The following is a 25,866-nucleotide window of genomic DNA, read 5'->3' on the forward strand; positions in this document are numbered from 1 at the left end:
CCGTGTCCGGGCGCGAGGTCCGGAGGGGGCCGTGGTTCCCACAGCGCGGCGCGCGTCGCCCGCGCGGGCATGCGCGATGGTCGGGCGATGGAGCTAGCGCACGAGTTCACGTACACCGCCGTCCTCGCACCGTCGGTGCCGGTGGGTCCCGGGCCGTTCGGCACGCGCCGCGTCCGCGAGGTCACCGGCGGCGAGGTCACGGGGGAGCGCATCCGCGGCGACGTGCTCAGCGGCGGCGCCGACTGGGTGCTCGTCGGGCCCGACGGCTGGGGACGGCTCGACGTGCGGCTGCAGATCCGCACGCACGACGACGCGTACCTCTACGTCCAGTACTTCGGCGTCATCGAGTACAACGACGCGGCTCACGCCGCCAACGCCGGCGAGCGCTCGAGCGACTTCCACGAGCACTACTTCCGGACGGCGCCGCGGCTCGAGACCGGCGACGAGCGTTACGCCTGGGTGAACCGCACGCTGTTCGTCGGTGAAGGCCGCCTGCATCCGGGGCCGATCGTCGAATACCGCGTGCACCGGGTGCTCTAGCTGTTGCGGTTTCTCCAAGCCGCGGCGCGAAAGCCCATCCGTGCGCTTCCGGGCCGAACTTACGCTTGCGCCGCCAGTTGGGTCGCTACCCCAGGAGGAGAGCCGTTCATGAAGGAGCATGCCCGTTCTTCCGCTGAGCCACGAAGGTGGCGGTGGACGTACATCCTCGCCGCTGCTCTTGCGGCGCTGACCCTCGGTCTCGCCGCGTGCGGCGACGACGACGAGGACTCCGGCTCGGCCTCGGGCGGCGACACCGCGTCGCAGGCCCAGACGGACTCCGGGAACAAGCCCAGTGGTGATCCGATCGTCACCTACACGATCACGGACGTGAACACCGAGGGCCCGCAGTACAAGAACATCCAGGAGACCGAGCGCGTCTTCGCCGAGTTCGTCAACGCGAACGGCGGCATCGCCGGCCGTCCGCTCGAGGCGAAGTTCTGCGATGCGAAGGGCACCCCGACCGACGCGGCCGCGTGCGCCCGCAAGGCGGTCCAGGACAAGGCCGTCGCGGTCGTCGGCAACTTCACCTTCACGGGTGACGCCATCGTGCCGATCCTCGACAAGGCGGGCATCTCGTACTTCGGCAACTGCTGCGCGATCGCGCCGGCGGAGCTGACGACGAAGAGCGTGTTCCCGATGGGCAACCAGCCGCTCTACGGCGTGGGCCTCGTCAAGCGCGCGGTCGACGACGGCTGCAAGAAGATGACGGGCGTCATCATCGAGGGCGCCGAGGCGTTCAAGCCGCTCCTCGACAACGCGGCGAAGAACCTCAACACGAAGATCACCAAGTACATCACGCTGCCGGGTACGGCCCGTGACTACAGCCCGCAGGTCGCCGAGGCGACCGGCGGTGGCGCGGACTGCATCATCATGATCGTCTCCGAGACGCCGTACGTGGCCTGGATGTCCGCGTACGCGCAGTCGGGTTCGGACGCGAAGATGTACGGCCCGCAGGGCAACCTGAACAAGGTCGCCGTCAAGGGCAACGAGGCGGCCGCCGAGGGCGCCGTCGTGGCCGGCATGTACCCGGACCTGTCGCTCCCGCAGTGGGACGACTACCGCAGCGCGCTGGAGACCTACAAGGCCGACCCGGACCAGGACTACAACTCCCTGGGCGGGATGGGCACGTGGGCCGCGTACAAGGGCTTCCAGACCATCGTCGAGGAGATGTCGGGCGACATCACGTCCGAGACGTTCCTCGCGCAGGTCCCGAAGTCGAAGTTCCCGGACGGTCTCGGGGGCATGCTCCCGCCGATCGACTTCAGCAAGCCGTGGGCGGAGGACGGGGGTCCGAAGGGATTCGACCGTCTGTTCAACCGCTGCGTGATCTTCAGCCAGATCAAGGACGGCGACGTCGTCCCGCTCACCAAGACGTTCGAGGACGTCTCGGAGATCGCGGGCGGCACCAAGCCGCAGAACTGCGGCTGATCGAACGACTCTGATCCAGCCGGCCCCGGGCGCGTGCCCGGGGCCGGCAGGTCGGACGGAAGTACGCAAGGGAGGAAGAGGTCTTGGAAGAGGTCATCCGGTTCGCGCTGCTGGGGTTCGGCGTCGGCGCGCTCTACGCGCTCGCCTCCCAAGGCCTGATCGCGATCTACCGCGGCTCCGGCGTCCTGAACTTCGCGCTCGGCGCGATCGGGATGGCCGCGGCCTACCTGTGGTGGGAGCTCACCGAGAAGCACGAGTGGGGCTACTGGCCCGCGCTCATCGCCGGCGTCATCTTCGCCGCGCTCATCGGGGCCCTGGTCCACTTGCTCATCATGCGGCCGCTGCGGCAGGCGGCCCCTCTCGTCCGCGTCATCGCGACGCTGGGCGTGCTCATCTCCTTGCAGGCCATCGCCATCCTGCGCTACGAGTCGACGCCGAAGTTCATCACCAGCGAGCTCCCGACCGACAAGGTCACGATCTCCGGTGACATCGTCATCTCGGCCGACCGGCTCATCCTGCTCGGCATCGCGTGCGTGATCACCGCCGCGCTGTGGGCGCTGTACCGGTACACGCGCTTCGGGCTCGCGACCTCCGCGGTCGCCGAGAACGAGCGCGCCGCCTCGGCGCTCGGCTGGTCGCCGGACCGGATCGCCACGATGAACTGGGCGCTCGGCTGCGGCCTCGCCGGGTTCGCCGCGATCCTCATCATCCCGATCGTCACGCTGCAGCCCGCGGTGCTGACGAACCTCGTGCTCGCGGCGACCGCTGCGGCGCTCGTCGCCCAGTTCCGGTCGTTCCCGATCGCGCTCGCCGCCGGCCTCGTCATCGGCATCATCCAGACCGAGGTCAACCGCTACGTCCACCAGCCGGGCGTGGGAACGGCGGTGCCCTTCCTGCTCATCGTGCTGTGGCTGCTCATCCGCGGCCAGGCGCTCCCGCTGCGCGACTACCTGCTGCAGCGGCTGCCGACGGTCGGCACCGGGAAGATCAACTGGGGCGGGCTCGCCCTCGCGGTCGCGGTCGCCGCGTTCCTCCTGGCGAGGACGCCGCCGATCTGGATCGACGCGATCACCGTCACGATCTGCGTCGCGATCGTGCTGCTCTCGATCGTCCTGCTCACCGGCTACACCGGCCAGCTGTCGCTCGCCCAGTTCGCGTTCGCGGGCTTCGGCGCGTGGGTCGCGGGCCGTCTCTGCGCCTCGCAGGACCTCCCGTTCCTGCTCGGGGCGGTGATCGGCGTTGCGGCGACGCTGCCGCTCGGCGTCCTGTTCGGCGCACCGGCGATCCGAACGCGCGGCATCAACCTCGCGATCGTGACGCTCGGGCTCGGCACCTGCCTCGAGCTCATCCTGTTCGGCAACACCGACTACACGGGCGGCTTCGGCGGCACGATCGTCGACTCGATCACCGTGTTCGGGTGGGACATCGACTCGACTGCGCACCCCACGCGATACGGGCTGTTCGCCCTGTTCTGCCTCGTGCTCGTCGCGTTCGCGGTCGGCAACATCCGCCGCGGCCGGTCGGGTCGCCGCCTCATCGCGGTGCGCACGAACGAGCGCGCCGCGGCGGCGCTCGGCATCTCGGTCGCGGGCGCGAAGTTCTACGCGTTCGCGCTGTCGGCGGCGATCGCGGCCCTGGGCGGCATCCTGTTCGCCTTCCGCAGCCCGTCGATCACGTACACGGTGTTCGACGCGTTCACGTCGATCACGATGGTCGCGTTCGCGATGATCGGCGGCATCGGCTACCTGTTCGGCGCCGTCATCGGCGCGACGCTGGCGCCGGGCGCGCTCAACCAGCAGATCCTCACCGAGATCAGCGAGGATCTGGGCCGCTACATCCAGCTCATCGGCGGCGTGTCGGTGATCCTGCTCGTGCTCGCCAACCAGAACGGCATCATGCGCGAGTCGATCAACCAAGTCGCGTGGGTGCGCAGCAAGCTGGGCGCGAAGCTCGCGTTCCTCAGGCCGCGGCCGCGGAAGCCGTTCCAGCTGCCGGCGGAGACGAAGGCGTCGAAGGTCACCCCGAAGACGCTCGAGGTCCGCGACCTCACCGTCCAGTACGGCGGCACGACCGCGGTCGACAAGGTCTCGCTGACGGTCAAGCCGGGCCGCATCGTCGGCCTGATCGGCCCGAACGGCGCCGGCAAGACGTCGCTCATCGACGCGGTGACCGGCTTCACGCGTATGTCGCCGGGCGGCTCGCTCGTCCTCGACGGGGAGGACGTCCACGGCTGGACCGCGGCCAAGCGCGCGCGGGCCGGCATGGGGCGATCGTTCCAGTCGCTCGAGCTGTTCGAGGACTCGACGGTGCTCGACAACATCCGGGCGGCGGCGGATCCGCGGGACCGCGGCTCGTACATGCGCGACATCGTGTGGCCGGCCGATCCGGAGCTGCCGTCGGAGGTCGTCACCGCGATCCGCGAGTTCGGCCTCGAGGAGGACCTCGGGCGCAACGTCGAGGACCTCCCGTACGGCAAGCGGCGGCTGCTGGCGATCGCCCGCGCGGTCGCGATGCAGCCGAGCGTCCTGCTCCTCGACGAGCCGGCCGCGGGCCTGGGCGACGTCGAGACGGCCGAGCTCGCGCACCTCGTGCGCCGGCTCGCCGCCGACTGGGGGATGGCGGTGCTGCTGGTCGAGCACGACATGAACTTCGTCATGTCGGTCTGCGACGAGCTCGTCGTCCTCGACTTCGGCCGCAAGATCGCCGAGGGCGCGCCGGTCGACATCCGCCGGGACAAGACGGTCATCGCCGCCTACCTCGGCGAGGACGATGGGGCGATCCCCCTGGAACGCGAGAAGGCGGGCAGCGTGGCCATCGATGAGGGAGGTGCGGCATGACGTGCCTGTCGGTCCGCGGGATGAGCACCGGCTACGCCGGCCAGCCCGTCGTGCACGACCTGAGCTTCGACGTCGAGCCGGGGCAGGTCGTCTGCCTCCTCGGCCCGAACGGCGCGGGCAAGACGACGACGATGCTGTCGCTCAGCGGTGAGCTGCCGCTCATCGACGGCGAGGTGCACATGTTCGGGCAGGCCACGAAGGCCCCGCTCCATCGCCGTGCGCGCAACGGCCTCTCCTACGTCACGGAGGAGCGGTCGGTGTTCAAGGGCATCAACACGCGCGACAACCTCCGCGTCGGCGGCGTCGACCCCGATCGTGCGTGCGAGCTCTTCCCGGAGCTCGAGAAGCGGATGTCGGTGCGAGGCGGCCTGCTGTCGGGCGGCGAGCAGCAGATGCTCACCCTCGCCCGCGCGCTGGCCCGCAAGCCGAGGATCCTCCTGGCCGACGAGCTGTCGCTCGGCCTCGCGCCGCTCGTCGTCGACCGCCTCCTGCAGGCCGTGCGGCGCGCGGCCGACGAGGACGGCACGGGCGTCGTGATGGTCGAGCAGCACGCCCACAAGGCGCTGCGCTACGCCGACCGGGCGATCGTGCTGCGCCGCGGCCGCGTGGTCCTCGACCTCCCCGGCGAGGAGGCGCGCCGCCGCATCGACGAGGTCGAGCAGGCGTACCTCACGAACGCCTCGGTCGAGAAGGGCGAGGAGAAGCTCGCCTCACAAGCCTGAGAGGACCCTCCTCCAGGGCTCTCTACGGAGAGGCAGGGGGCGTCCCGGCGGACGCCCCCTCGCATCTCCCTTCAGGTTGCGAGCTCAGTCGGCGGTGAGGATGTGGACGGCCATGGCGGCCGAGTCTCCCTCGAGCCAGCCGCCGCCGTTCTGGGTCAGGGCGACCCGGGCGCCGTCGACCTGGCGGTCGCCGGCCTCGCCGCGCAGCTGCCAGGTCGACTCGCAGATCTGAGCGATCCCGGTCGCGCCGATGGGGTGGCCCTTCGAGAGCAGGCCGCCGCTCGTGTTCACGGGCAGGCGGCCGTCCAGCGAAGTGGCGCCCGAGGCGATGAGGTCGGGGGCGCCGCCCGGCTCGGCCAGACCGATCTGCTCGTAGACGATGAGCTCGGCGGGGGCGCTCGCGTCGTGGACCTCGCAGACGTCGAGGTCGGAGGGCCCGAGGCCCGCCATCTCGTAGGCGGCCCGCGCCGCGCGCGCGGCGGAGCCCGCCGTGGGGTCGTCCTTGTCGTGGCGGTTGCCCGAGCGCACGACCGAAGCGCGGATGCGCGGGCCGGACCCGAGGCCGGCCTCCCGCGCGGCGCGCTCGCTCATCAGCACGACGGCCGCGGCGCCGTCGGAGATGGGGGAGCACATGAGCAGCGTCAGCGGCTCGACGACCTTGCGGCTGGCCAGGACGTCCTCCACGGTCAGCTCGCTGCCGTATTGCGCGCGCGGGTTGCGCGCGCCGTTGTGCTGGTTCTTCACCGCGACCATCGCGAGGTGCTCTTGCGTCGCGCCGGACGCGCGCATGTAGCGCCGCGCCATGTCGGCGTAGAGGTCCATGAAGAACGACCGCTTGCCGCCCTCGTCGCCCTCGACGCGGACCTCCTCGGCGAGCTCGGCGCGCATCTCGACGTCGATCGCGGTGCCGATCGCCTCCATGCCCACCGCCTTGTCCTCGGTGGAGAGCTTCTCGGCCCCGACGCACAGCACGACGTCGTTGAGGCCGGTCGTGATCGCCTGCCAGCCGAGGTGCAGCGCGCTCGCCGCCGACGCACACGCGTTCTCGACGTTGAAGATGGGGATGCCCTCGATCCCGAGCGGCCGCAGCACGACCTGCCCGCGGATCATCTCCTGCCCCGTGACCAGGCCGGCGACGGCGTTGCCGACGTACGCCGCCTCGACGGCGGCGACGTCGACGCCCGCATCGGCGAGCGCGGAGGACACCGCCTCGCCGGCCAGGTCACGGAGGGTGCGCGGCGACTTCGCGAACTTGGTCATCCCCGCGCCGGCGACGATGACAGGCTCGGTCGCCGCCATGGCTCTACGCGACCGGCACGAGCGCGGCCGACTCGGTGTCCAGCGCGCTCCAGTCGTCGTGGCGGCCGTAGTGGTAGGGGAGGAACACGTCCGCCGGCGTCGTCGCGACCGCCCGGCACTGGCCGATCAGATCGACCTCGATGAAGCGGCCGCCGATGACCTGCCGCACGGGCAGCTCGTCGAGCGGGTCGTGCACCGTGCCGCGCAGGACGACGCTCGCGGCGCCCTCGCGGCCGCCGGAGATCCGCGTGTCGAAGATCGCCTTCGTCAGGATCGCGTCCTCCTCGAGGCCGACGCCGTCGGCCGACGGGCGTGCCTTGAAGTTGTAGTTGACGCCCTCGGCCTCGACCGGCTCGATCGGCTTGCTGAGCATGCCGTGCAGCTCCAGCAGCCGGACGCCGTTGCGCTCGAGGTAGCCGTGGTGCGCGTCGCCGTGGCGGTGCAGCGTGCTCCTCGCGAGCTTCTTCGGCTCGCCGAAGAGGTCGCGGCCGTAGATCGTGGGGACGTCGCCGTCCATCCACATCGAGAGGACGTAGTCGCCGTCCACGCCCTCGTGACGCGCGGCGACGTAGATCGCGCCGCCGTCGAAGTCGCCGACGCAGTTGGACTGCCAGCGGCCGACCATCGCGGTCACCCGTGGCTGATCCGCCGGCTCGAGCGGGGGCGGCAGGATCGCCGCAACGACCGACTCGTCGGTCAAGAAGTCGACCAACAGCATCTCGCCGTTGACGAAGCGCGGGTGGCTGAGCGCGTGCTCGATGCGCGCGATCTCATCGGGGCGCTTGACGAAGCCCATCACTGCCTCCTGGTACGGGGGAGGCCGAAGCTAATCGAGGGCCAGCTCGTCCACCGAGTCCAGCTGCATGATCTCTTGGTGGAAGTCCAACCCGCGCTTCTCCCAGGCGGTGCGGAAGTCGTTGATGTGGCGGCGCATGACCGCCGCGGCGGTGTCGGGGTCGCCGGCCTCGAGCTCGTTGACGATCCGCCGGTGGTAGCGGGTCGCGTGCTCGGTCATGTCCGTCGAGTCCATGAAGCGATGCAGCGTGGGCAGCAGCAGCTGCGTGATCGGCTCGCGGGCGATGATGAGCGCCGGGTTCGACGTCATCTCCGCGATCATCAGGTGGAACTCGACGTCGAGCCGGCTCCACTCCTTGTAGTGCTGCAGGTGCTCCTGCTGGGCGACGATGTTCTCGCGCAGCGCCCGGATGTCCGACTGGTCGGCGCGCATCGCCGCGTGGCGCGCCAGCTCGGGCTCCAGCGTCACGAGCGCCTCGTGCAGGTGGTGGAACGTGACGTTGCGCCGGCGGAGCTCGTGCCGCAGCTCGCGGAACGCGGGATCCTCGTCGGTCGTCGACGCCACGACCATGACGCGCGGGCTGGCGCGGGCGATGAGCCCCGCCTGCTCGAGGGTGCGCAGCGCCTCGCGCACGGTCGACCGGCTGACGCCGGCCTGCTCGGCCAGCGCCGTCTCGGACGGCAGGCGCTCGCCCTCGCGCAGGTCGCCGGACGTGATGCGCTCACGCAGCAGGTCGGCGAGCTGCTCGTAGGCGCGGGCGACCTTGACCGTCTGGACGACCCGACCGTTCAGCGGCATGAGGAGCGGCTGTGCATCGGTCGCCAAGAGACTAACCCTCCGCCAGGAGGTCATGCGCGGCCCGGTTGATCGCGGCCGCGCCGGGCAGCAGCGACGCCTCCAGCTCCGGGCTGAACGGCATCGGCACCGAGGGCGCCCCGACGCGCTTGACCGGGGTGCGCAGCTCGTCGAACAGCTCGTCCGCCACGCGGGCCGCGATCTCGGCGCCGGCGCCGAAGTCCTGCACGGCCTCGTGGGCGATCAGCAGCCGTCCCGTGCGGCGCACGGACTCGATGACGGTGTCCATGTCGAGCGGCGCCAGCGAGCGCAGGTCGATGACCTCGATCGAGACCTCGTCGTCCTCGGCCGCCTTCAGGCACTCGCGCAGCGTCTGGCCCCAGGTGACGAGCGTGACGTCCTCGCCGCCGCGGGCGACGCGCGCCTTGCCGAGCGGCAGCGGGTCGACGTCCAGCTCCCCGCGCATGCCGTACAGGCGGCGGTTCTCGACGAAGACGACGGGGTTCGGATCCCGCACCGAGGCGACGAGCAGGTCGTGCGCGTCGGTGACGGTCGCCGGCATGACGACCTTGAGGCCGGGGACGTGGGCGAACCACGCCTCGAGGCTCTGCGAGTGCTGCGCGCCCGCGGCGCGCCCCGCGCCGGTCTGCGTGCGGAAGACGACCGGGATCTCGAGCGCCCCAGCGGTCATGTAGCGGAGCTTCGCGGCCTGGTTGAGGATCGGGTCGAGGCAGACGCCGACGAAGTCCATGAACATGATCTCGACGATCGGGCGCAGGCCCGTCATCGCGGCGCCGACGGCCGCGCCGACGTAGCCCATCTCGCTGATCGGCGTGTCGATGATGCGGTCCGAGCCGAAGCGCTCGTGCAGGCCCTTCGTGACGGTGAAGATGCCGCCGCCCGCGCCGACGTCGATGCCGAGCAGGACGACGCGCTCGTCCTCGGTCATGGCGTCGGCCATGCCGGCGTTCAGCGCGTCGATGTAGCGCGCGGCCTTCGCGGGGGCGTCAGTCGCCGTAGACATGCTGGAAGGCCTCCTCGAGGTCGGGGGCGGGGAGGGAGCGGGCGCGCTCGACGGCGGCCTCGACGCGCTGCGTCGCCTCGTCGCGGACGGCCTTGAGCTCGTCCTCGGTCGCGTCGCCGCGCTCGATGAGCTTGCGGCCATGGAGGACGAGCGGGTCGCGCTCGCGCCAGCTGGTGGACTCGTCCTCGGGCTTGTAGGGCTGGGCGTCGCCCTCGTAGTGGCCGTGCCAGCGGTAGGTCTCCGCCTCGAGCACGACGGGGCCGCGGCCCTCGCGGCACGTCGCGGCCGCGGCGGCCGCCGCGGCGTGGACGGCCTCGACGTCGTTGCCGTCGACGACGTGCGCCTCGACGCCGTAGCCGCCGCGGGCGCGCTCGGCGACGCTCGCGAGCCGCGCCATCGTGCGGCTGTCGGTGAACTCCGCGTAGAGGTTGTTCTCGCAGACGAACAGCGCGGGCGCGTCCCAGATCGCCGCGAGGTTGAGCGCCTCGTGGAACGCGCCCTGGTTGACCGCGCCCTCGCCGAAGTAGGCGACCGCGACGCGGTTCTGGCCGAGGAGCTTGCTCGACAGCGCCGCGCCGACGGCGAGCGGCATGCTCGCCCCGACGATCGCGTTGGCGCCGAGGACGCCGCGCTTCGGGTCGGCGACGTGCATCGAGCCGCCCTTGCCGCGGCAGAGGCCGTCGGCGCGCGCGAAGAGCTCGGCCATCATCCCGTCGACGTCGACGCCCTTCGCGAGCACGTGGCCGTGCCCGCGGTGCGTGGTGGCGAGGTAGTCGTCGTCCTGCAGCGCCGCGCCGACGCCCGCGGCGACGCCCTCTTGGCCGAGCGACGTGTGCACGAAGCCGGGGATCGCGCCGTCGCGGTAGAGCGCCGCGACGCTCGTCTCGAACGCGCGGATGAGCGCCATCGTGCCGTACAGCGCGCGCACGTCCACGGACGCTCCGGCCCCGCTCGTACTGGTGGTCACTTCAGTGCTCATACCGCCCCTAAGGTCTGATTGTCGGACAGTAATACCGTCGGGCGGGCCCCTTGACAAGGTCGAAGGCGGCTGCGACTGTGGATTGTCAGACGGTCATCCGGACCGTCTGTGGAGGAGGGAAGACGAGGGTCACTCAGGCGTGGTCACGAACGTCGTGCTGCCGCAGATGGGTCTAGAGGTGTCCGAGGGGACCGTGGTGGCGTTCCACGTCGCCGCCGGTTCCTCCGTTGCCGAGGGCGATCCGCTGCTCGAAGTCGAGACTGACAAGGCGTTGACCGACGTCGTCGCGCCGTGCGACGGCGTCGTGCTCGGCTTCGACGTGCAGGAGGGCGACACCGTTCCGGTCGGGGCCGTGCTCGTCCGGATCGGCGACTCCGCCGACGCGGTCCCGTCCTCTCCCGCCCTCTCCGCCTCCCCGGAGCGTGAGGGTGGAGACGTCCTCGCGTCAGAGGGAGATGTCTCCCCGGTGGCAGGAGACGCCACCGGGCAGGCCCGGCGCGACGTGGCCGTCTCTTCCGACCGGGTGCTCGTGGGAGTTGGCGCCGACGAGGAGCCAACTCGCGGCGCGCACAAGATCAAGGCGGCTCCGGTCGCGCGCCGCGCCGCTCGCCATCACGGGCTCGAGCTCGCGTCGATCACCGGGACGGGCCCGCGCGGGCGCATCACGCTGCGCGACGTCGAGAAGGCCGCCGCCGGGAAGAGGAACGGCAACGGCGCCGCTCCCGCTCCCGCGGTCGCGGGCGACGACGAGGCGCTCGAGGCGATGTCGGCGACGCGCCGGGCGATCGCCCGGCGGATGACCGAGTCGCAGCGGATCCCGCAGTTCGCGCTCGACCGCGAGATCGACGCGACGTGGCTGCTCGCCGAGAAGAAGCGGCTCACGGACGAGGGGCCGGTGAAGGTCACCGTCAACGACCTGCTCATCCAGGCGCTCGCCGAGATGCTCGCGCGCCACCCCGACCTCGGCGCCTCCTTCGTCGACGGCGACCGCCCGCAGGTCCGCCGCCGCTCCGGCGCGGACGTCGGCCTCGCGGTCGCCACCGACCGCGGCCTGCTCGTCCCCGTCATCCGCCGGGCGCACGAGCGCACTCTGGGGGAGCTCGCGCTCGAGCGCTCCCGCCTCGTCACCGCGGCGCGCGCCGGCAAGCTCGATCTCGCCGAGATGACCGGCGCGACGATCTCGCTCTCGAGCCTCGCGTCGTTCGGCGTGGACCGCTTCACCGCGATGCTCAACCCCGGCGAGTCGGCGATCGTCGCCGTCGGGCGGACCGTCGACAAGGTCGTCCCGCGCGACCGCGGCTTCGCCGTCATCCCCGCGCTGACGCTGACCATGACGCTCGACCACCGCACGGTCGACGGCGCGACCGGGGCGCGGGCGCTCTCCGAGCTCGCCGAGCTGCTCGAGGGGGCGATGGCATGGCGGACGTGACCGGCGCCGCGCTCGTCGTCGGCGGTGCCTCCGGCATCGGCCGTGCGTGCGCCGACGCCCTGCTCGCCGCAGGCTGGCCGACCGTCGTCGCCGACCTCAAGCCCGCCGAGGGCGACGACACCGCGATCGCGCTCGACGTCCGCGACCGCGACGCCGTTGTGCGCGCCGCCGACGAGGTCGCCTCGCGCCACGGCGGCATCGGCGCCGTCGTCTACGCCGCCGGCACCGCGCGCGTCACCTCGATCCTCGACATCTCCGAGCGCGAGTGGGACCTCGTGCTCGGCGTCAACCTCGCCGGCGCGTTCCACACGCTGCAGGCGACCGTGCCGCACATGCCGGCGGGCGGCTCGTTCACGCTCATCTCGTCGATCGACTCCGGCAACCCGGTCGCCGGGCTCTCGCACTACTCCGCCGCGAAGGCGGCGGGCGAGTCCCTCATGCGTTCCGCCGCGCTCGAGCTCGGCGCCCGCGGCATCCGGTGCAACGCCCTGCTCCCCGGGGTGGTCCGGACGCCGCTCATGGCGCCCCAGCTCGACCGCCCCGGCGTGAGCGAGGCGTTCATCAAGCAGACGCCGCTCGGCCGCATCGCGGACGGCTCGGACATCGCCGACGTCGCCGCGTTCCTCGCCTCGCCGCAGGCGCGGCACGTCACCGGCGTCTCGCTGCCGGTCGACGGCGGCATGAGCCTCAAGGAGCACCCCGAGCTGCTCCACCCCACCAAGACCGGAACACCCTGAAAGGACCCTTGACACATGGCCACCGACCAGAAGCCGCTGCTCACCATCAGCCAGGAGCGCTGTGAGGACCTCCTGCGCCAGATGGTGCGCATCCGCAGCGTCGTCGGCGAGGACACGACGGCGCACCTGTGGGTGACCGCCCGGCTTCGCGAGCTCGGCATGACGGTCGAGCACTTCAGCGTCGAGGGCCGCAAGGCCCCGCTCGTGCTCGGGGTCCTGGAGGGCGACGGCAACGAGCCGGGCATCCTCTTCGACGCGCACTTCGACACCGTGCACGCGCGCCCGACCGACTGGTCGCGCGATCCGTGGGGCGGCGAGGTCGAGAACGGCGTCCTCTACGGCCGCGGCGCCGTCGACAGCAAGGGCACGCACGTCGCGATGCTCGCGGCGCTCGAGGCGGTCGTCGCCTCCGGCGAGCGGCGCGGCGGCCCCATCTACTTCATGTCGGACTCCGACGGCGAGGACGGCTTCCGCGGCCCGACCCTGCTGGCCGACCTCGGCGTGGTCAAGCGCGTCGGGACGATCTTCTCGGCCGAGGCGACGAGCAACACCGGCATCGAGATCGCCTACCCCGGCATCTCGACGTGGAAGGTCACGGCGATCGGGCGCACCGCGCACCCGACGGAGCCGGAGAACGGCATCAACGCGGTGACGAAGATGGCCAAGCTCGTCGAGGCCGTCGACGCGGGGCGCCTGGAGACGCCGCGCGGCACGTCGCAGTGGTTCGAGCCGCGCCACACGATCCAGGCGATCCGGACGCTGCCGGGCGGCGGCTGGACGATCCCGGGCCGCTGCGACGCGGTGATCTCGGTCATGTCGCCCGCCGGGGTGACGCTGCCCGAGGTGCAGGACGCGATCGCCAAGTTCCTGCGGATGCTGGAGCAGGAGGACGGCGAGGTCCGCTACGAGTTCAAGGTGCTGCCGATGGGCGCCGGGCGGCTGTGGCTGCGTCCCGGTGAGTCCGATCCGCAGGCGCCGGGCGTCGCGGCGATGGAGCGGGCGGTCGAGGAGGTTCGCGGCACGCCCGGCGAGGTGCGCAAGTTCAACGGCGGCTGGGTCGATGCCGTCGAGCTCATGCGCGACGGCCCCGACGGCTTCCAGACGCCGGCGGTCATCACGTTCGGGCCGGGGGACTTCGAGCAGGCCCACGCGGTGGACGAGCACATCGCCATCAGCGAGGTCGCCGAGGCGGCGCAGATCTACGCCAAGGCGACGCTGGATCTCCTGCGCTAGGAAGCGCCGGGGCGGCTGGCAGGGACAGAGGGTCGGAGGAGGAGGGTCAAGTAGCGATGAAGGGACAGGGTCAGTGAGCGCTGTGCTGGAGCGTCCCGCGGCGAACGCGGGTGAAGTGAGGACCACCGTCGTGTCCGAGGATCGTCTGCGGCGTGCGGTCGCCTCGTTCTCCGAGGTGGCCGCGCTGCTCGGCAAGACGGCGAGCGTCGACGACCTGCTGCACGCCGTCGCGCGCGAGATCACCGCGCTCGTCGGCGTGGAGCGGTGCAGCATCCACCTGCGCGATGAAGCGACCGGGACGTTCCGCGGCTGCGTCGGCTGCAGCGGCGACGTGCCGCTGAGCGACGACATCAAGCGCTCGCTCGCCGGCGGCCCCGCCGACGGGATGACGCGCGAGGTGCTCGAGACCCGCCGCGCCGTCGTGATCCGCCGGGCGAACGACGACCCGCGCATGATCAAGGCGACGATGCGGTTCTGGAAGATCCGCTCGATCATGGCGGTGCCGATGGTCTTCGCCGGCGAGGTCGTCGGCGTGGTCTACCTCGACGACGTCGACCGGATGCACGACTTCACGGAGGAGGACCAGGAGGTCGCGACAGTGTTCGCCGGCCTCGCAGCGGTCGCCGTCATGCACGCCCGCGACCACGTCGACCTGTGCGCGCAGGTCGAGGGCGCGCGGCGCCAGCTGAAGGCGCTGCGCCGCGCCGCCGCGGTCGACGAGCGGCTCAGCGACCTCGTGCTGCACGGCCGGCCGCTGCAGCACCTGCTCGACACGCTGGCCGAGCTGCTCGGCAAGCCGTGCGCCGTGTTCGACGCCGACGGCGCCCGCGTGGCGACCGCGGTGCCGCCCGGCACGCAGGACGGCATCGCGCCGCGCCTGCTCGAGCCGCAGATCGTCCGCCAGCCCGCCGTCCGCGACGCACTCGCCGAGCACGACGGCAGCCGCGCGTTCGTCGTCGGCCCGCTGCCGGCGGCCGGCGTGCTGCACCGCCACGTCGTCGCGCCCGTCGTCGTCAACGACGAGGTGTGGGGCCGGCTCGTGGTGATGGAGCACAAGACGCGCTTCACCGGCGGCGACATGGTCACGCTGCGCCGCGCGGCGACGCTCGTCGCGGTGCAGGTGAGCACGGAGCGCCGCGCGCTCGAGGCCGACTGCGACGCCGGCTCGTCGCTCGTCGCCGAGCTGCTCGGCGGGCACTCCGGCGCCGCGGCGGTCCAGCGGCGCGCCGAGCACCTCGGCGTGCGGCTCGACGTCCCGCGCGCCGTCCTCGTGCTCGGCACGCGCGACGGCGACGAGCGCGGCCTGCCCGACTTCCGGGCCGTGGCCTCCGCGCTGCGCGAGATCGCGCCCGAGCGCACCGTCCACGCCGCCGTCGTCCGCGGGACGGTCGCGGTGCTGACGCAGCTGCCGTCCGGCGGCGACGAGGCCGCGTTCATCGCCGAGCAGCGCGCCACGCTCGAGGCGCTCGTGCAGCGGCTCCCGCGCGGCGACCGCCTCGTGGCGGGCATCTCGGCCGTGCACGTCGACCACGACGGCTACCGCACGGGCTTCGCCGAGGCGCGGCAGGTCGTCGAGTGCATCCGCCGCTACGCGCCGGCTGACGGGCCGTCGATCCTCTCGGCGGGCGAGCTGGGCGCGGGGCGCCTGTTCCTCGCCACGTCGGACGCTGAGCTCGTGACGGGCTTCGCGGAGGACACGTTCGGCGGGATGGTCAGCGATCCGTCGAAGGCGGACCTGCTCACGACGCTGTGCTCGTTCTTCGAGAACATGGCGAGCATCCGCCGCACGGCGGCGAGCCTGAGCCTCCACGAGAACACGATCCGCTACCGCCTGTCGCGGATCGAGGAGCTCACCGGGCTCGCGGTCACCCACGACCCCGACGCGCAGCTGCGCGCGCGGCTCTCGCTGCTCGTGCTGCTGCTGCAGGGCCGCCTGCCGGTCGGCGTCGAGCAGGTCGAGCCGCCGCGCCCGGCGCTGGAGGTCGTCCGGTAGCGCTGATGTAGGAACGCACAAGCTCGTCGGGCGGTGCCGTCGCAGCGGGCGGCGGCCCCGTCCCTATCGTCGTGCCGTGCGCGGGGTCCACGTCCTCGGGGTCGGGGCGACGTCCTTCACGGGCGCTGGTCGAGCAGCGGGCCGGGTCGCGCAGAAGGCTGCCTCGGCGGCCCTCGCCGACGCGGGCGTCGCGCCGGCCGACGTGGGCGCGATCGTCCTGACCGGCGGCCGCGTCGCCGCGCAGGACCTGGGCGAGCTGGCCGGCACCCGGCGCCGTGTGCTGGACGTCGCCAGCGCGTCGGGCGTCGGCGCGCTGCACAGCGCGTGGGACGCCGTGGCGAGCGGCGCGCACGACGTCGTCCTGTGCGTCGGGCACGACCGGACCGGCACCAACCACGCGCCCCCGATCGCCGACCTGGCGCGGGCGGCCGGCGCGTACATGGACGCGTCCGGCGCGACCGAGCGCCACCTCGCCCGCGTCGCCGCCAACTGCCGCCTGCAGGGCGCCGACAACCCGCGCGCGCTGCTGACCACGCCGGTCGACGCCGACACGGTGCTGCAGAGCGAGGTGCTCGCATGGCCGCTGCACCGGCTCATGGTCGCGGAGCCCTCTCAGGGCGCGGCCGCCGTCGTCCTCGTCTCGGCCGACCGCGGCGAGCGCCGCCCCGGCGCGCGCGCCCCGCGCGTGCGCGCGTGCATCGCGCTGGGCGCCGCCGACCGCGACGGCGCGGCGCTCGACGTCGCCGCCCGCGCGGCGCGGCTCGCCTACCGCACGGCGAAGCTGGGCCCCGACGACGTCGATTGCGCGGAGATCGCCGACCCGACGAGCGCGGGCGAGCTCGAGGCCTACGAGGCGCTGCAGTTCGCGCCCGAGGGGCAGGGGCCCGACCTCGTCGACAGCGGCTTCACCGCGCGCGGCGGCGTCCTGCCGGTCAACACCAGCGGCGGACTGCTCGCGCAGGGCGACGCCGTCGCCGCCGGGCCGCTCGCCCAGCTCTGCGAGCTGACGTGGCAGCTGCGCGGGGAGGCCGGCCGCCGCCAGGTCGCCGGCGCCCGCGCGGGCCTCGCGCTGGCGACCGCGCCGGCGTGGACGGGGGAGTCCGCCGTGGTGGGCGTGACCATCCTCACGACCGGCTGAGCAACGCGGCTTGGAGCCTTCACAACGCCCCCGCGCCGGGCCCGCGCCGCGGCCCCGGGGCCGTGCGAGGGTGCCGCGACATGAGCGGGGTGCTCGCGACCGAGCTGTCGACGTTGCCCGAGCTCCTGCGCGTCCGCGCCCGCGAGATCGGCGACGAGCGGTTCGTCCGCGACGCGCACCAGTCGTGGACGTACGCGGAGTTCGCGCACCGCGTCGCGGAGGCCGCCGGCGGGCTGCGCGCGATCGGCGTCAAGGAGGGCGACGTCGTCGGCGTCATCCTCCCGAACAGCCCGCACTACCTCGAGGTCTGGTGGGCCGCCCTGTGGCTCGGCGCGACGTTCAACCCGGTCAACCCCGCGCTCACGGCGCGCGAGGCCGTCGGGATCCTGTCCGACTCCGGCGCCGTCTGCGTGGTGTGCACGCCCGAGGCCGCGGCGGGGCTCGAGGAGCACCGCGACGAGCTGCCCGCGCTTCGCGACGTGCTCGTCGCGGAGGACCGCGACGCGGCGGCGCCGCTGCGCGGCCACGGCACCGTCGACGAGCCGGCCGCGTTCGACGCGCAGCGCGTCGCGCACCTCGTCTACACGTCGGGCACGACCGGCCGCCCGAAGGGCGCGATGGTCAGCCACGCCAACGTGCTCGCCAACGCGTGGCAGCTCGGCGAGCCGCTGCCCGTCGGGCGCCGCGACGTCATGGGCATGGTGCTGCCGCTCTTCCACGCGAACGCCCAGATCGTCACGACGGTCATCCCGCTCTTCCTCGGCGCGCAGATCGCGATGTGGGAGCGCTTCTCGGCGTCGCAGTTCTGGGCCGAGGTCGCCCGCTTCGAGCCGGTGACGTTCTCGGCCGTGCCGACGATGCTCGCCGCGCTGCTCCACGCGCCCGGCGCCGACGAGGCCGAGACGAACACCCTGCGGTTCGTCATCTGCGGCGCCGCGCCGCTGTCGCCCGCGCTCTTCCGGCGCTTCGAGGAGAAGTTCGGCCTGAAGATCATGGAGGGCTACGGCCTGACCGAGAGCACGTGCTGCTCGACGATCAACCCGTTCCACGGCCCGCGCAAGATCGGCTCGATCGGCCTGCCCACCCGCGGCCAGGAGGTCGTCGTCGTCGACGACGCCGGCCGCGTGGCGCCCGTCGGCGAGGCCGGCGAGGTCTGCATCCGCGGCGACAACGTCATGCAGGGCTACTTCAACCGGCCCGACGCGAACGCGGAGACGCTGCGCGACGGCTGGCTGCACACCGGCGACGTCGGCTATCGCGACGAGGACGGGTTCCTCTTCCTCGTCGACCGCAAGAAGGACATGATCATCCGCGGCGGGGAGAACATCTACCCGCGCGAGATCGAGGACGTCCTGCTCGAGCACCCGGACGTCAAGGAGGCCGCGGTCATCGGCCGGCCGGACGAGGTGCGCGGCGAGGAGGTCCACGCCGTGGTCGCCGTCGGCGGCGGCACGTCGGCCGACGCGCTGGCCGAGCACTGCCGGGCGCGCCTGGCGAAGTACAAGGTGCCGACGACGTGGGAGCTCGTCGACGAGCTGCCCAAGACGTCGACGGGGAAGATCGACAAGAAGCCGCTCCGCGCCCGCATGCAGAGCGCGGCGCCGGCCTGAACGAGGGAGACGACGTGGGGATCCTGGACGACAAGGCCGTCCTCATCACGGGTGCGGCGAGCGGCATCGGCCGCGCCACCGCGCTCGAGGCGCACGCCGAGGGGGCACGGGTGCTTGTGTCCGACGTCAACGACGAGCAGGGCGAGGCGCTGGCGGAGGAGATCAGCGGCCAGGGCGGCACCGCCGTCTACGCCGACTGCGACGTCACCGACGAGAGTTCGGTGAGCGCGCTCGTCGACCGCGCCGTGTCCGAGCTCGGACGGCTCGACGGCGCGTTCAACTGCGCCGGGATCCTCGACGCGCTCGGCACGGTCGGCGACACCGACTTCGCCGCGTGGCAGCGCGTGCTCGACGTCGACCTCAGCGGCGTCTTCCTCTGCACGAAGCACGAGCTTCGCGTCATGGCCGAGCAGGGCGCAGGCTCGATCGTGAACATGGCCTCGGCCGCGGGCCTCATCGGCTGGCCCGGGGCGTCGGCGTACGTCGCGGCCAAGCACGGCGTCGTCGGCCTGACGAAGTCGGCCGCGCTCGAGTACGCGCCGATGGGCGTGCGCGTGAACTCGATGTGCCCGTCGTACGTCATCACGCCGATGGTGGAGAAGGACCTCTTCGAAGACGCGCTCGGCAACGACGAGGAGCTCATCGCCGCGGCACGGGCGAACCACCCGATCGGCCGCTTCGGCCAGCCGCAGGAGATCGCCGCCGCCGTCGCGTGGCTGCTCTCCGACAAGGCGTCGTTCGTCACCGGGACGGCGATGAGCGTCGACGGCGGCTACACGGCGCCGTAGGCCGGGCCTCAAACCGGTCGCCGGTCCGGGGCGTTGCTTCACCCTCCTCGTGGCGCCCCGGACGGCGGCCACCCCGTGCGATGTCGGTTCCTCCAAACCGGCCGCGGGAGGGCGGCCGGGCGGCGCCCTGGCATCGTCCAGCATCGAACGTCGATGGATCCGATCTCGGAGGCGAGGCGATGAAGGCAGCGGTGTTCCGGGGCGTCGAGGACGTCCGCGTCGAGGAGGTCCCCGAGCCCGAGGCGGGCGCGGAGGACATCGTCGTCCAGGTCAGCGACTGCGGCATCTGCGGGTCCGACCTGCACACCTACCTGCACGGCTCGTTCGTCGAGCCGGGCCAGGTCATGGGCCACGAGTTCGCGGGCACCGTCGTCACCGTCGGCGACCGGGTCGAGGGCATCGCGGTCGGCGACCGCGTGACCGGCGTGCCGATCGTGCCGTGCGGCGAGTGCGCGCGCTGCCGCGAGGGCCGCTTCAACCTCTGCGCCGTGACGTGGACGACCGCCATCGCCTACGGGCGGCCCGGCGCGTTCGCCGAGCGCGTGACCATCCCGGGCGCGAAGCTCGGCGGCAACGTCTTCAAGCTCGACGACGCCGTCGACGACGAGGCGGGCGCCACGATCGAGCCGCTCGCGGTCGGCGTGCACGCCGTGCACCTCGCGCCGTCGGTGCAGGGCGCCACCGCGCTCGTCATCGGCCTCGGCACGATCGGCCAGCAGGTCGTCCAGGTGCTGAACGCCCACGGCGCCAAGCGCGTCATCGGCGTCGACCTGTCCGAGCTGCGCCTCGAGGCGGCCAAGGAGCTGGGCGCCGACGCGCGCGACGGCTCGCCGGGGCTCGAGGCGGTCGTCGCCGATGCGCTCGGCGAGGGCGAGGAGATCGACGTCGTCTTCGAGTGCTCGGGCGTGCCCGCGCTCGCCGCCGGCGCGATCGACGCCGTCCGCGCCGCCGGCACGATCGTCGTGCTCGCGCTCTACGACGAGCCGGTCTCGTTCAACCCGACGTCGCTCGTCCAGCGCGAGGTGACGATCACCGGGTCGATCGCCTACACGTCGGAGGACTTCGCCGAGGCGATCGAGCTGCTCCGGTCGGGCAAGGCGAAGGCGCAGCCGCTCATCACCCAGCGCGAGAAGCTCGACGACATCGCCGAGGCGTTCCGCGTGCAGCTCGAGAAGGACCGTTCGCTGAAGGTGCTCGTCACGCCGAACGGGCACTGATCCGTGGCGGACCGCGACAGCTTCGAACAGCATCCGTACGCGTTGCCGGCCGGCGCGACCGAGGTCGTGCTCGTCCGGCACGGCGCGTCGGCGGCCGCGCAGGTCGGCGTGAAGTTCCCGCTGATCGACGGGCGCTCGGATCCGCCGCTCGGGGAGGCCGGGCAGGCGCAGGCGCGCTCGGTCGCCGAGCGCCTGCGGCAGGAGTCGTTCAAGCGGCTCTTCGTCTCGACGCTCACCCGCACGCAGCAGACCGCGGCGCCGCTCGTCGAGGCGACCGGCATGGAGCCCGAGGTGCTCGCCGACCTCGCCGAGGTCGGCCTCGGCGAGTTCGAGGGCGGCGAGTACCGGATCCGCGCCGGGCGCAACGACCCGATCATCCAGCAGGTGTTCGCCGAGCAGCGCTGGGACGCGATCCCGGGCGCGGAGTCGCTCGAGGACCTCGGGCGCCGCGTGCGGGGTGCGATCGAGCACATCGTCGCCGGCACCGGGCCGGACGCGACGGCGGTCGTCGTCGCCCACGGCGCCGTCATCGGCGAGCTGTGCCGGCAGGCGACCGAGTCGCGGCCGTTCGCGTTCGTCCACTCGGACAACGGGTCGATCTCTCGGATCGTCGTCCAGTCCGACGGGCGCTGGCTGCTGCGCTCGTTCAACGACATCTCCCACCTCTCCGTCACGACCGGCCCGGCCGGCTGACCCACGAAGGAGGCCGCATGCCCGCGCTGCTCATCCACGGCAACCCCGACTCGGCGCATCTGTGGGACCGCGTCCGCGAGCACCTCGGGCCCTACGGCGGTGAGGTCGTCGCGGCCGACCTGCCCGGCTTCGCGCATCCCGCGCCCGATGGCTTCGGCAGCACGAAGGAGGAGTACGTCGACTGGATCGTCGCCAAGTGCGAGGAGCTCGGCGGCGACGTCGACCTCGTCGGCCACGACTGGGGCTCGCTGCTGGTGCAGCGCGTCGCCTCGATCCGGCCCGACGTGCTCGCGACGGTCACGTGCGGCGGCGCGGCGGTCGACGCCGACTACCCGTGGCACCCGCTCGCGCAGGTGTGGCAGACGCCGGGCGAGGGCGAGCGGTACATGGAGGAGGAGCTCACCGACGAGTTCGGGATCGCGCACCTCGTCGAGAACGGCGTGCCGCAGGAGGATGCGGAGCGCAACATCTGGACGACGCCGCACGGCAAGGACACGATCCTCAAGCTCTACCGCTCCGCCGTCCACATCGGCCGCGAGTGGCAGCCCGAGCTCGAGAAGCTGACCGTTCCGGCGATGGTCATCTGGGGCCGCACCGACCCGTACGTCCCGCTCGGGTTCGGCGAGCGCCTCGCGGAGCGGATGAAGGCGGAGCTGGTGGTGCTCGAGTGCGGCCACTGGTGGCCGTTCGAGAGGCCGAAGGAGACGGCCGAGGCGCTGCTCCGCCGTTGGGCGCGCGTCGCAGCCTGAAATCCGCGTTGGAGTCGTCCACAACGCCGGGCGCGGGCCGGACGCAGCCGCGCCACGCCGGGATCTAGCGTGCCCGCCAAGCCGATGACGGACGCTGCGCTCTTCGACTGGGACGGCACGCTCTCCGACTCGCGGGCCGCGCTGCTGGGCGCCTGGCACGCGGCGACCGAGGAGGTGCTCGGCCGACGCTGGCCGGACGACGCCGACGGCGAGCGGCTCGTCTTCACGCTGCCCGGCAAGCAGCTCTTCCCGATGGTGGCGGGCGACGAGGAGCTCGGCGCCCGGCTCGGCGCTGCGTTCCACCCGCAGTACGAACGCACGAGCCTGGCCGTGACCGCCTACCCCGGCATGGCCGAGCTGCTCGCCGACCTGCGACGCGCCGGCGTGCGCATCGCGGTGGTGACTTCGAAGGCACGCAAGCGCCTGCACATCGACGCCGACCGGATCGGGCTGGCCGGCGCCTACGACGTGGCGATCTGCGTCGAGGACGTGGCGACGCCGAAGCCGGATCCGGCGCCGGTGCTGCTCGCCCTCGACCGCCTCGGCGCCGAGCCGGGGCGCAGCGTCATGGTGGGGGACACGTCCGTCGACGTCGACGCGGCCCTCGCGGCCGGCGTCGCGCCGATCGGCGTCAGCTGGGGGCCGCTCGGGACCGACGGGCTGCGCGAGGCGGGAGCGACCGCGATCGCCGACAGCGCCGAGGACCTGGCGCGCATCGTCATGCACGACCAAGAGAGGATCGCGCTGTGAGCGACATGGAGCTCCTGGCCCTGCACGGGCTCGCCGTGAAGAAGGCGGGCGGAGCGGCGGCGATCGCCGACGTGCTCGGGCGTCAGGAGGACGAGGTGACGCCGGCGCTCGACGCCGCCGTCGGAGCGGGGCACGCCATCGGCGCGCGCGGGACGTTCATGGTCACCCCGGCGGGCCGGTCGTGGCTCGACGAGCAGTACCCGCAGGCGTACGCCGACTTCCGCTCCAACCCGGAGTCGACGAAGACCTACGAGCGCTTCGAGCGGATCAACCGCGACCTGCTCACGCTCATGACGGACTGGCAGATGGTCCCGGGGGCCGGCGGCCAGCGGCACCCGAACGACCACTCGGACGCCGACTACGACCACAAGATCATCGACCGGCTCGGCGCGCTGCACGAGCGGGCCGAGCGCGTGCTCGACGGCTTCGCGGAGCTCGATCCGCGGCTCGCCGTCTACCGCCAGCGCCTCGACGCCGCGTACGACCGCGTCCTCGCCGGTGACCACGACTGGGTCTCCGGCGCGAAGATCGACAGCTACCACACCGTGTGGTTCGAGCTGCACGAGGATCTCCTGCGCATGCTCGGACGGGAGCGCGAGGAGGCACCGTGAGCTCCGAGGTCCGCAGCGGCCACGTCGTCGTGCTCGACGGCTCGTCGGTCCCGGACCGCGAGGCCGTCGGCAACAAGGGGGCGAGCATCGCCCGGATGCTCAGTCTCGGGCTGCCGGTGCCGCCCGCGTTCGTGCTGCCGATCGACGAGTGCCGCCGCTTCCACGCGGTCGGCGGGAAGCTCGAAGACCACGTGTGGAAGGCGGTCCTCGAGGGCGTCGCCGGCATCGAGCAGAAGACGGGCCGGCGCCTCGGCGACCCGGCGCGCCCGCTGCTCGTCTCCGTGCGCTCGGGCGCTGCGGTCTCGATGCCGGGGATGATGGACACGATCCTCAACCTCGGCATGACCGACGAGGTCCAGGCCGGCCTGGCCGAGCTGTCGGGCGACCCCGACTTCGCACGCTCGACCCATGTGCGCTTCATCCACGAGTTCGGCCACACGGTGCTCGGCGCCGACCTCGACGAGCCGGCCCCCGACGCCGCGCCGGACGACGTCCGCGCCGCGGTCGCCGACGACACCGGCGACGACGTCCCGCGCGACCCGCACGAGCAGCTGCGCGCCGCGATCCACGCCGTCTTCAACTCCTGGTCCTCGCGCCGCGCGAAGGCGTACCGCAAGCACTGGGGCATCTCGGACGACGGCGGCACCGCCGTGATCATCCAGGCGATGGTGTTCGGCAACCTCGGCGGCGACTCGGGCACCGGCGTGATGTTCAGCCGCGACCCGCTCAGCGGCGCGGCAGCGCCGTACGGCGAGTGGCTGCCCGGCGGCCAGGGCGAGGACGTCGTCTCGGGCACCCACGACTGCCTGCCGCTCGGCGCGCTCGGCGAGTCCATGCCCGACGCGCACCGCAAGCTGCTCGACGCCGCCGCGCTGCTCGAGCGCGAGCACGGCGACGTCCAGGACATCGAGTTCACGATCGAGGACGGCACCCTCTACCTGCTGCAGACGCGCGTCGCCAAGCGGGCGCCGCTCGCCGCGCTGCGCACCGCCGTCGACATCGCGCACGAGGGCGCCATCGACCACCGCGAGGCGGTGCGCCGGGTCACGCCCGAGCAGCTCGCCACGATCCTCGCGCCGCGGCTGCCCGAGGACGTCGTCGCGGGCGCCGAGGTGCTCGCGCGCGGGACGGCGGCGTGCCCGGGCGTCGCGTCCGGCATCGGGGTCGGCGACAGCGACGCGGCCGAGGCCGCCGAGGGCGACTGCGTGCTCGTCCGCCCGACGACGAGCCCCGAGGACGTCGCCGGCATGATCGCCGCGCGCGCCGTGGTGACCGAGAAGGGTGGGTCGACGTCGCACGCCGCGGTCGTCAGCCGCGCGCTCGGGCGCCCGAGCGTCGTCGGCGTCGGCGAGGGCGAGACCGGCCCGCTCGTCGATCGCGAGATCACCGTCGACGGGTCGGCCGGCGTCGTCTACGCGGGACTGCTGCCCACCGAGGAGGTGCACGTCGGCGACGTGCCGGGCCTCGAGGAGCTGCTCGGCTGGGCGCGCGAGCTGTCGCCCGTCGAGGTCGCCGACGTCGCCCCCGAGGGCACGGTGGACCTCGACGACGAGGGCATCGGGCTCGACGGCGAGGGAGCGGACGTGTCCGTGCTGATCGACCACCTGCGCGGCGCCCCCGCGGCGCGCGGCACGGTCCTCGGCACGGCCGATGGGGCGCGGGCGGTGCTCGCGGCGGGCGTGCCCGTCGTCGTGCCCGTCCCGGGCCAGCCGGCCGCGGCGCTCCTGCTGCGGCTGGTGCAGGAGATGGACCACCACGAGGAGGAGAGAACCCGGTGACCACCACAGCGCCGGCTGACCGGCCGTTCCCCGACAAGTGGGCGCGGGAGTCCGCGACCCCGACCGTCGAGGCTTACCACTCCGCGGTCCGCAAGCTCGTCAAGGAACGCTTCGAGGCCTCGGGCAAGTCCTGGGAGGACGCCGTCCAGGACCAGTCGCTCGAGCTGACGCGCGAGGACTTCGAGAAGATCGAGGCCGACCTGCTCGCGACGGGCTACCGCTTCGAGATGTCCGCGATCGTCTCCCTGAAGGAGGAGCCGGACAAGTACAAGCCGGTCGAAGGCATCCAGGACTCCGGCAACCAGGAGACCGACGAGCAGGGCCGCAAGATCGTCGGCACCGGCGACAACGTCTTCCAGGCGAAGGGCGACGTCGAGGGAACCGCCGTCTACGTGTCGGACGTCGAGAAGGTCATGACGCTGCTCACCGAGGGCGTCCCGCCGGAGACGATCGCCGTCATCGACGACTCGGGCGGCACGCTGACCGCGCCGATCCTCGGCGACTTCACCGCCGTCGTCTGCATGGGCGGCACCGTCCGCTCGCACCTCGGCATCCTCACGCGCGAGTACAACGTGCCGTGCCTGATGAACGCCCAGCTCGACGGCCTCGCCGACGGCGACCGCATCACGGTCGAGTACTCGAAGCCCGCCGCCGACGCGTACGCCGACGAGGCGACCGCCGCGGCCGCGCGCGCCCGGATCATCAAGGTCTCCTGAGGAA

23 protein-coding genes are annotated in these 25,866 nt (G+C 72.7%); 18 read left to right on the forward strand and 5 right to left on the reverse strand.

The window, feature by feature from the left end:
• Nucleotides 1–87: 87 nt before the first annotated feature.
• From AC1UE4_RS02095 to AC1UE4_RS02110, 4 genes are all read left to right on the forward strand, one after another.
• Entirely contained in the window at nucleotides 88–540 is a 453-nt protein-coding gene (locus tag AC1UE4_RS02095) for a DUF3237 domain-containing protein (protein WP_482915565.1), read from the forward strand.
• A gap of 108 nt (nucleotides 541–648) precedes the next feature.
• A complete protein-coding gene (locus AC1UE4_RS02100; protein WP_482915566.1) occupies nucleotides 649–1,968 on the forward strand; it encodes an ABC transporter substrate-binding protein in 1,320 nt (439 codons plus the stop codon).
• Nucleotides 1,969–2,051: 83 nt separating this feature from the next.
• A complete protein-coding gene (locus tag AC1UE4_RS02105) occupies nucleotides 2,052–4,805 on the forward strand; it encodes an ABC transporter permease subunit (protein WP_482915567.1) in 2,754 nt (917 codons plus the stop codon).
• Entirely contained in the window at nucleotides 4,802–5,527 is a 726-nt protein-coding gene (locus AC1UE4_RS02110; RefSeq protein ID WP_482915568.1) for an ABC transporter ATP-binding protein, read from the forward strand. The genes AC1UE4_RS02105 and AC1UE4_RS02110 overlap by 4 nt, the downstream gene beginning before the upstream one ends.
• An 84-nt stretch (nucleotides 5,528–5,611) precedes the next feature.
• Here AC1UE4_RS02110 and AC1UE4_RS02115 read toward each other — a convergent pair whose 3' ends face one another.
• The 5 genes from AC1UE4_RS02115 to AC1UE4_RS02135 are packed head-to-tail and all read right to left on the reverse strand — an operon-like array spanning nucleotide 5,612 to nucleotide 10,369.
• On the reverse strand, nucleotides 5,612–6,826 hold the full coding sequence (locus AC1UE4_RS02115; protein WP_482915569.1) for a thiolase family protein: 1,215 nt from the start codon (nucleotides 6,824–6,826) through the stop codon (nucleotides 5,612–5,614).
• Nucleotides 6,827–6,830: 4 nt separating this feature from the next.
• A complete protein-coding gene (locus tag AC1UE4_RS02120; protein WP_482915570.1) occupies nucleotides 6,831–7,622 on the reverse strand; it encodes an acetoacetate decarboxylase family protein in 792 nt (263 codons plus the stop codon).
• A 30-nt stretch (nucleotides 7,623–7,652) separates the two neighbouring features.
• Entirely contained in the window at nucleotides 7,653–8,447 is a 795-nt protein-coding gene (locus AC1UE4_RS02125; protein WP_482915571.1) for a FadR/GntR family transcriptional regulator, read from the reverse strand.
• Nucleotides 8,448–8,451: 4 nt separating this feature from the next.
• On the reverse strand, nucleotides 8,452–9,441 hold the full coding sequence (locus AC1UE4_RS02130; RefSeq protein WP_482915572.1) for an alpha-ketoacid dehydrogenase subunit beta: 990 nt from the start codon (nucleotides 9,439–9,441) through the stop codon (nucleotides 8,452–8,454).
• Nucleotides 9,425–10,369, reverse strand: a complete 945-nt coding sequence (locus AC1UE4_RS02135) for a thiamine pyrophosphate-dependent dehydrogenase E1 component subunit alpha (protein ID WP_482915573.1) — start codon at nucleotides 10,367–10,369, stop codon at nucleotides 9,425–9,427. The genes AC1UE4_RS02130 and AC1UE4_RS02135 overlap by 17 nt, the downstream gene beginning before the upstream one ends.
• Before the next feature lie 190 nt (nucleotides 10,370–10,559).
• Here AC1UE4_RS02135 and AC1UE4_RS02140 point away from each other — a divergent pair, with 190 nt between their 5' ends.
• The 14 genes from AC1UE4_RS02140 (at nucleotide 10,560) to AC1UE4_RS02205 (ending at nucleotide 25,862) form a co-directional block, all read left to right on the forward strand.
• Complete coding sequence (locus AC1UE4_RS02140; protein WP_482915574.1) at nucleotides 10,560–11,849, forward strand: dihydrolipoamide acetyltransferase family protein; 1,290 nt, start codon at nucleotides 10,560–10,562, stop codon at nucleotides 11,847–11,849.
• Entirely contained in the window at nucleotides 11,837–12,586 is a 750-nt protein-coding gene (locus AC1UE4_RS02145; RefSeq protein ID WP_482915575.1) for an SDR family NAD(P)-dependent oxidoreductase, read from the forward strand. Before AC1UE4_RS02140 ends, AC1UE4_RS02145 begins: the two co-directional genes overlap by 13 nt.
• A gap of 15 nt (nucleotides 12,587–12,601) precedes the next feature.
• Complete coding sequence (locus AC1UE4_RS02150; protein WP_482915576.1) at nucleotides 12,602–13,819, forward strand: M20 family metallopeptidase; 1,218 nt, start codon at nucleotides 12,602–12,604, stop codon at nucleotides 13,817–13,819.
• 130 nt (nucleotides 13,820–13,949) lie between these two features.
• Nucleotides 13,950–15,812 carry a GAF domain-containing protein gene (locus AC1UE4_RS02155; RefSeq protein WP_482915577.1) on the forward strand — a complete coding sequence of 621 codons (1,863 nt, stop codon included), beginning with the start codon at nucleotides 13,950–13,952 and terminating at the stop codon, nucleotides 15,810–15,812.
• Nucleotides 15,813–15,888: 76 nt separating this feature from the next.
• Nucleotides 15,889–16,950 (forward strand): thiolase family protein, encoded by a 1,062-nt coding sequence (locus AC1UE4_RS02160; protein WP_482915578.1) that lies wholly within the window; start codon nucleotides 15,889–15,891, stop codon nucleotides 16,948–16,950.
• A gap of 80 nt (nucleotides 16,951–17,030) precedes the next feature.
• Complete coding sequence (locus AC1UE4_RS02165) at nucleotides 17,031–18,560, forward strand: class I adenylate-forming enzyme family protein (RefSeq protein WP_482915579.1); 1,530 nt, start codon at nucleotides 17,031–17,033, stop codon at nucleotides 18,558–18,560.
• Between the two features lie 14 nt (nucleotides 18,561–18,574).
• Nucleotides 18,575–19,348 (forward strand): SDR family NAD(P)-dependent oxidoreductase, encoded by a 774-nt coding sequence (locus AC1UE4_RS02170; protein WP_482915580.1) that lies wholly within the window; start codon nucleotides 18,575–18,577, stop codon nucleotides 19,346–19,348.
• A gap of 179 nt (nucleotides 19,349–19,527) precedes the next feature.
• Nucleotides 19,528–20,565: a zinc-dependent alcohol dehydrogenase gene (locus tag AC1UE4_RS02175; protein ID WP_482915581.1), complete on the forward strand. Its 1,038-nt coding sequence runs from the start codon at nucleotides 19,528–19,530 to the stop codon at nucleotides 20,563–20,565.
• 3 nt (nucleotides 20,566–20,568) lie between these two features.
• Nucleotides 20,569–21,258 carry a histidine phosphatase family protein gene (locus AC1UE4_RS02180; RefSeq protein ID WP_482915582.1) on the forward strand — a complete coding sequence of 230 codons (690 nt, stop codon included), beginning with the start codon at nucleotides 20,569–20,571 and terminating at the stop codon, nucleotides 21,256–21,258.
• 17 nt (nucleotides 21,259–21,275) lie between these two features.
• On the forward strand, nucleotides 21,276–22,007 hold the full coding sequence (locus AC1UE4_RS02185; protein WP_482915583.1) for an alpha/beta fold hydrolase: 732 nt from the start codon (nucleotides 21,276–21,278) through the stop codon (nucleotides 22,005–22,007).
• Nucleotides 22,008–22,091: 84 nt separating this feature from the next.
• Nucleotides 22,092–22,757, forward strand: a complete 666-nt coding sequence (locus AC1UE4_RS02190) for an HAD family hydrolase (RefSeq protein ID WP_482915584.1) — start codon at nucleotides 22,092–22,094, stop codon at nucleotides 22,755–22,757.
• Nucleotides 22,758–22,762: 5 nt separating this feature from the next.
• On the forward strand, nucleotides 22,763–23,368 hold the full coding sequence (locus AC1UE4_RS02195; RefSeq protein WP_482918187.1) for a hypothetical protein: 606 nt from the start codon (nucleotides 22,763–22,765) through the stop codon (nucleotides 23,366–23,368).
• Nucleotides 23,365–25,146 carry a pyruvate, phosphate dikinase gene (locus AC1UE4_RS02200; protein ID WP_482915585.1) on the forward strand — a complete coding sequence of 594 codons (1,782 nt, stop codon included), beginning with the start codon at nucleotides 23,365–23,367 and terminating at the stop codon, nucleotides 25,144–25,146. Before AC1UE4_RS02195 ends, AC1UE4_RS02200 begins: the two co-directional genes overlap by 4 nt.
• Nucleotides 25,143–25,862 carry a PEP-utilizing enzyme gene (locus AC1UE4_RS02205; protein ID WP_482915586.1) on the forward strand — a complete coding sequence of 240 codons (720 nt, stop codon included), beginning with the start codon at nucleotides 25,143–25,145 and terminating at the stop codon, nucleotides 25,860–25,862. Before AC1UE4_RS02200 ends, AC1UE4_RS02205 begins: the two co-directional genes overlap by 4 nt.
• Nucleotides 25,863–25,866 lie beyond the last annotated feature (4 nt).

Source organism: Parviterribacter kavangonensis, from assembly GCF_056863335.1.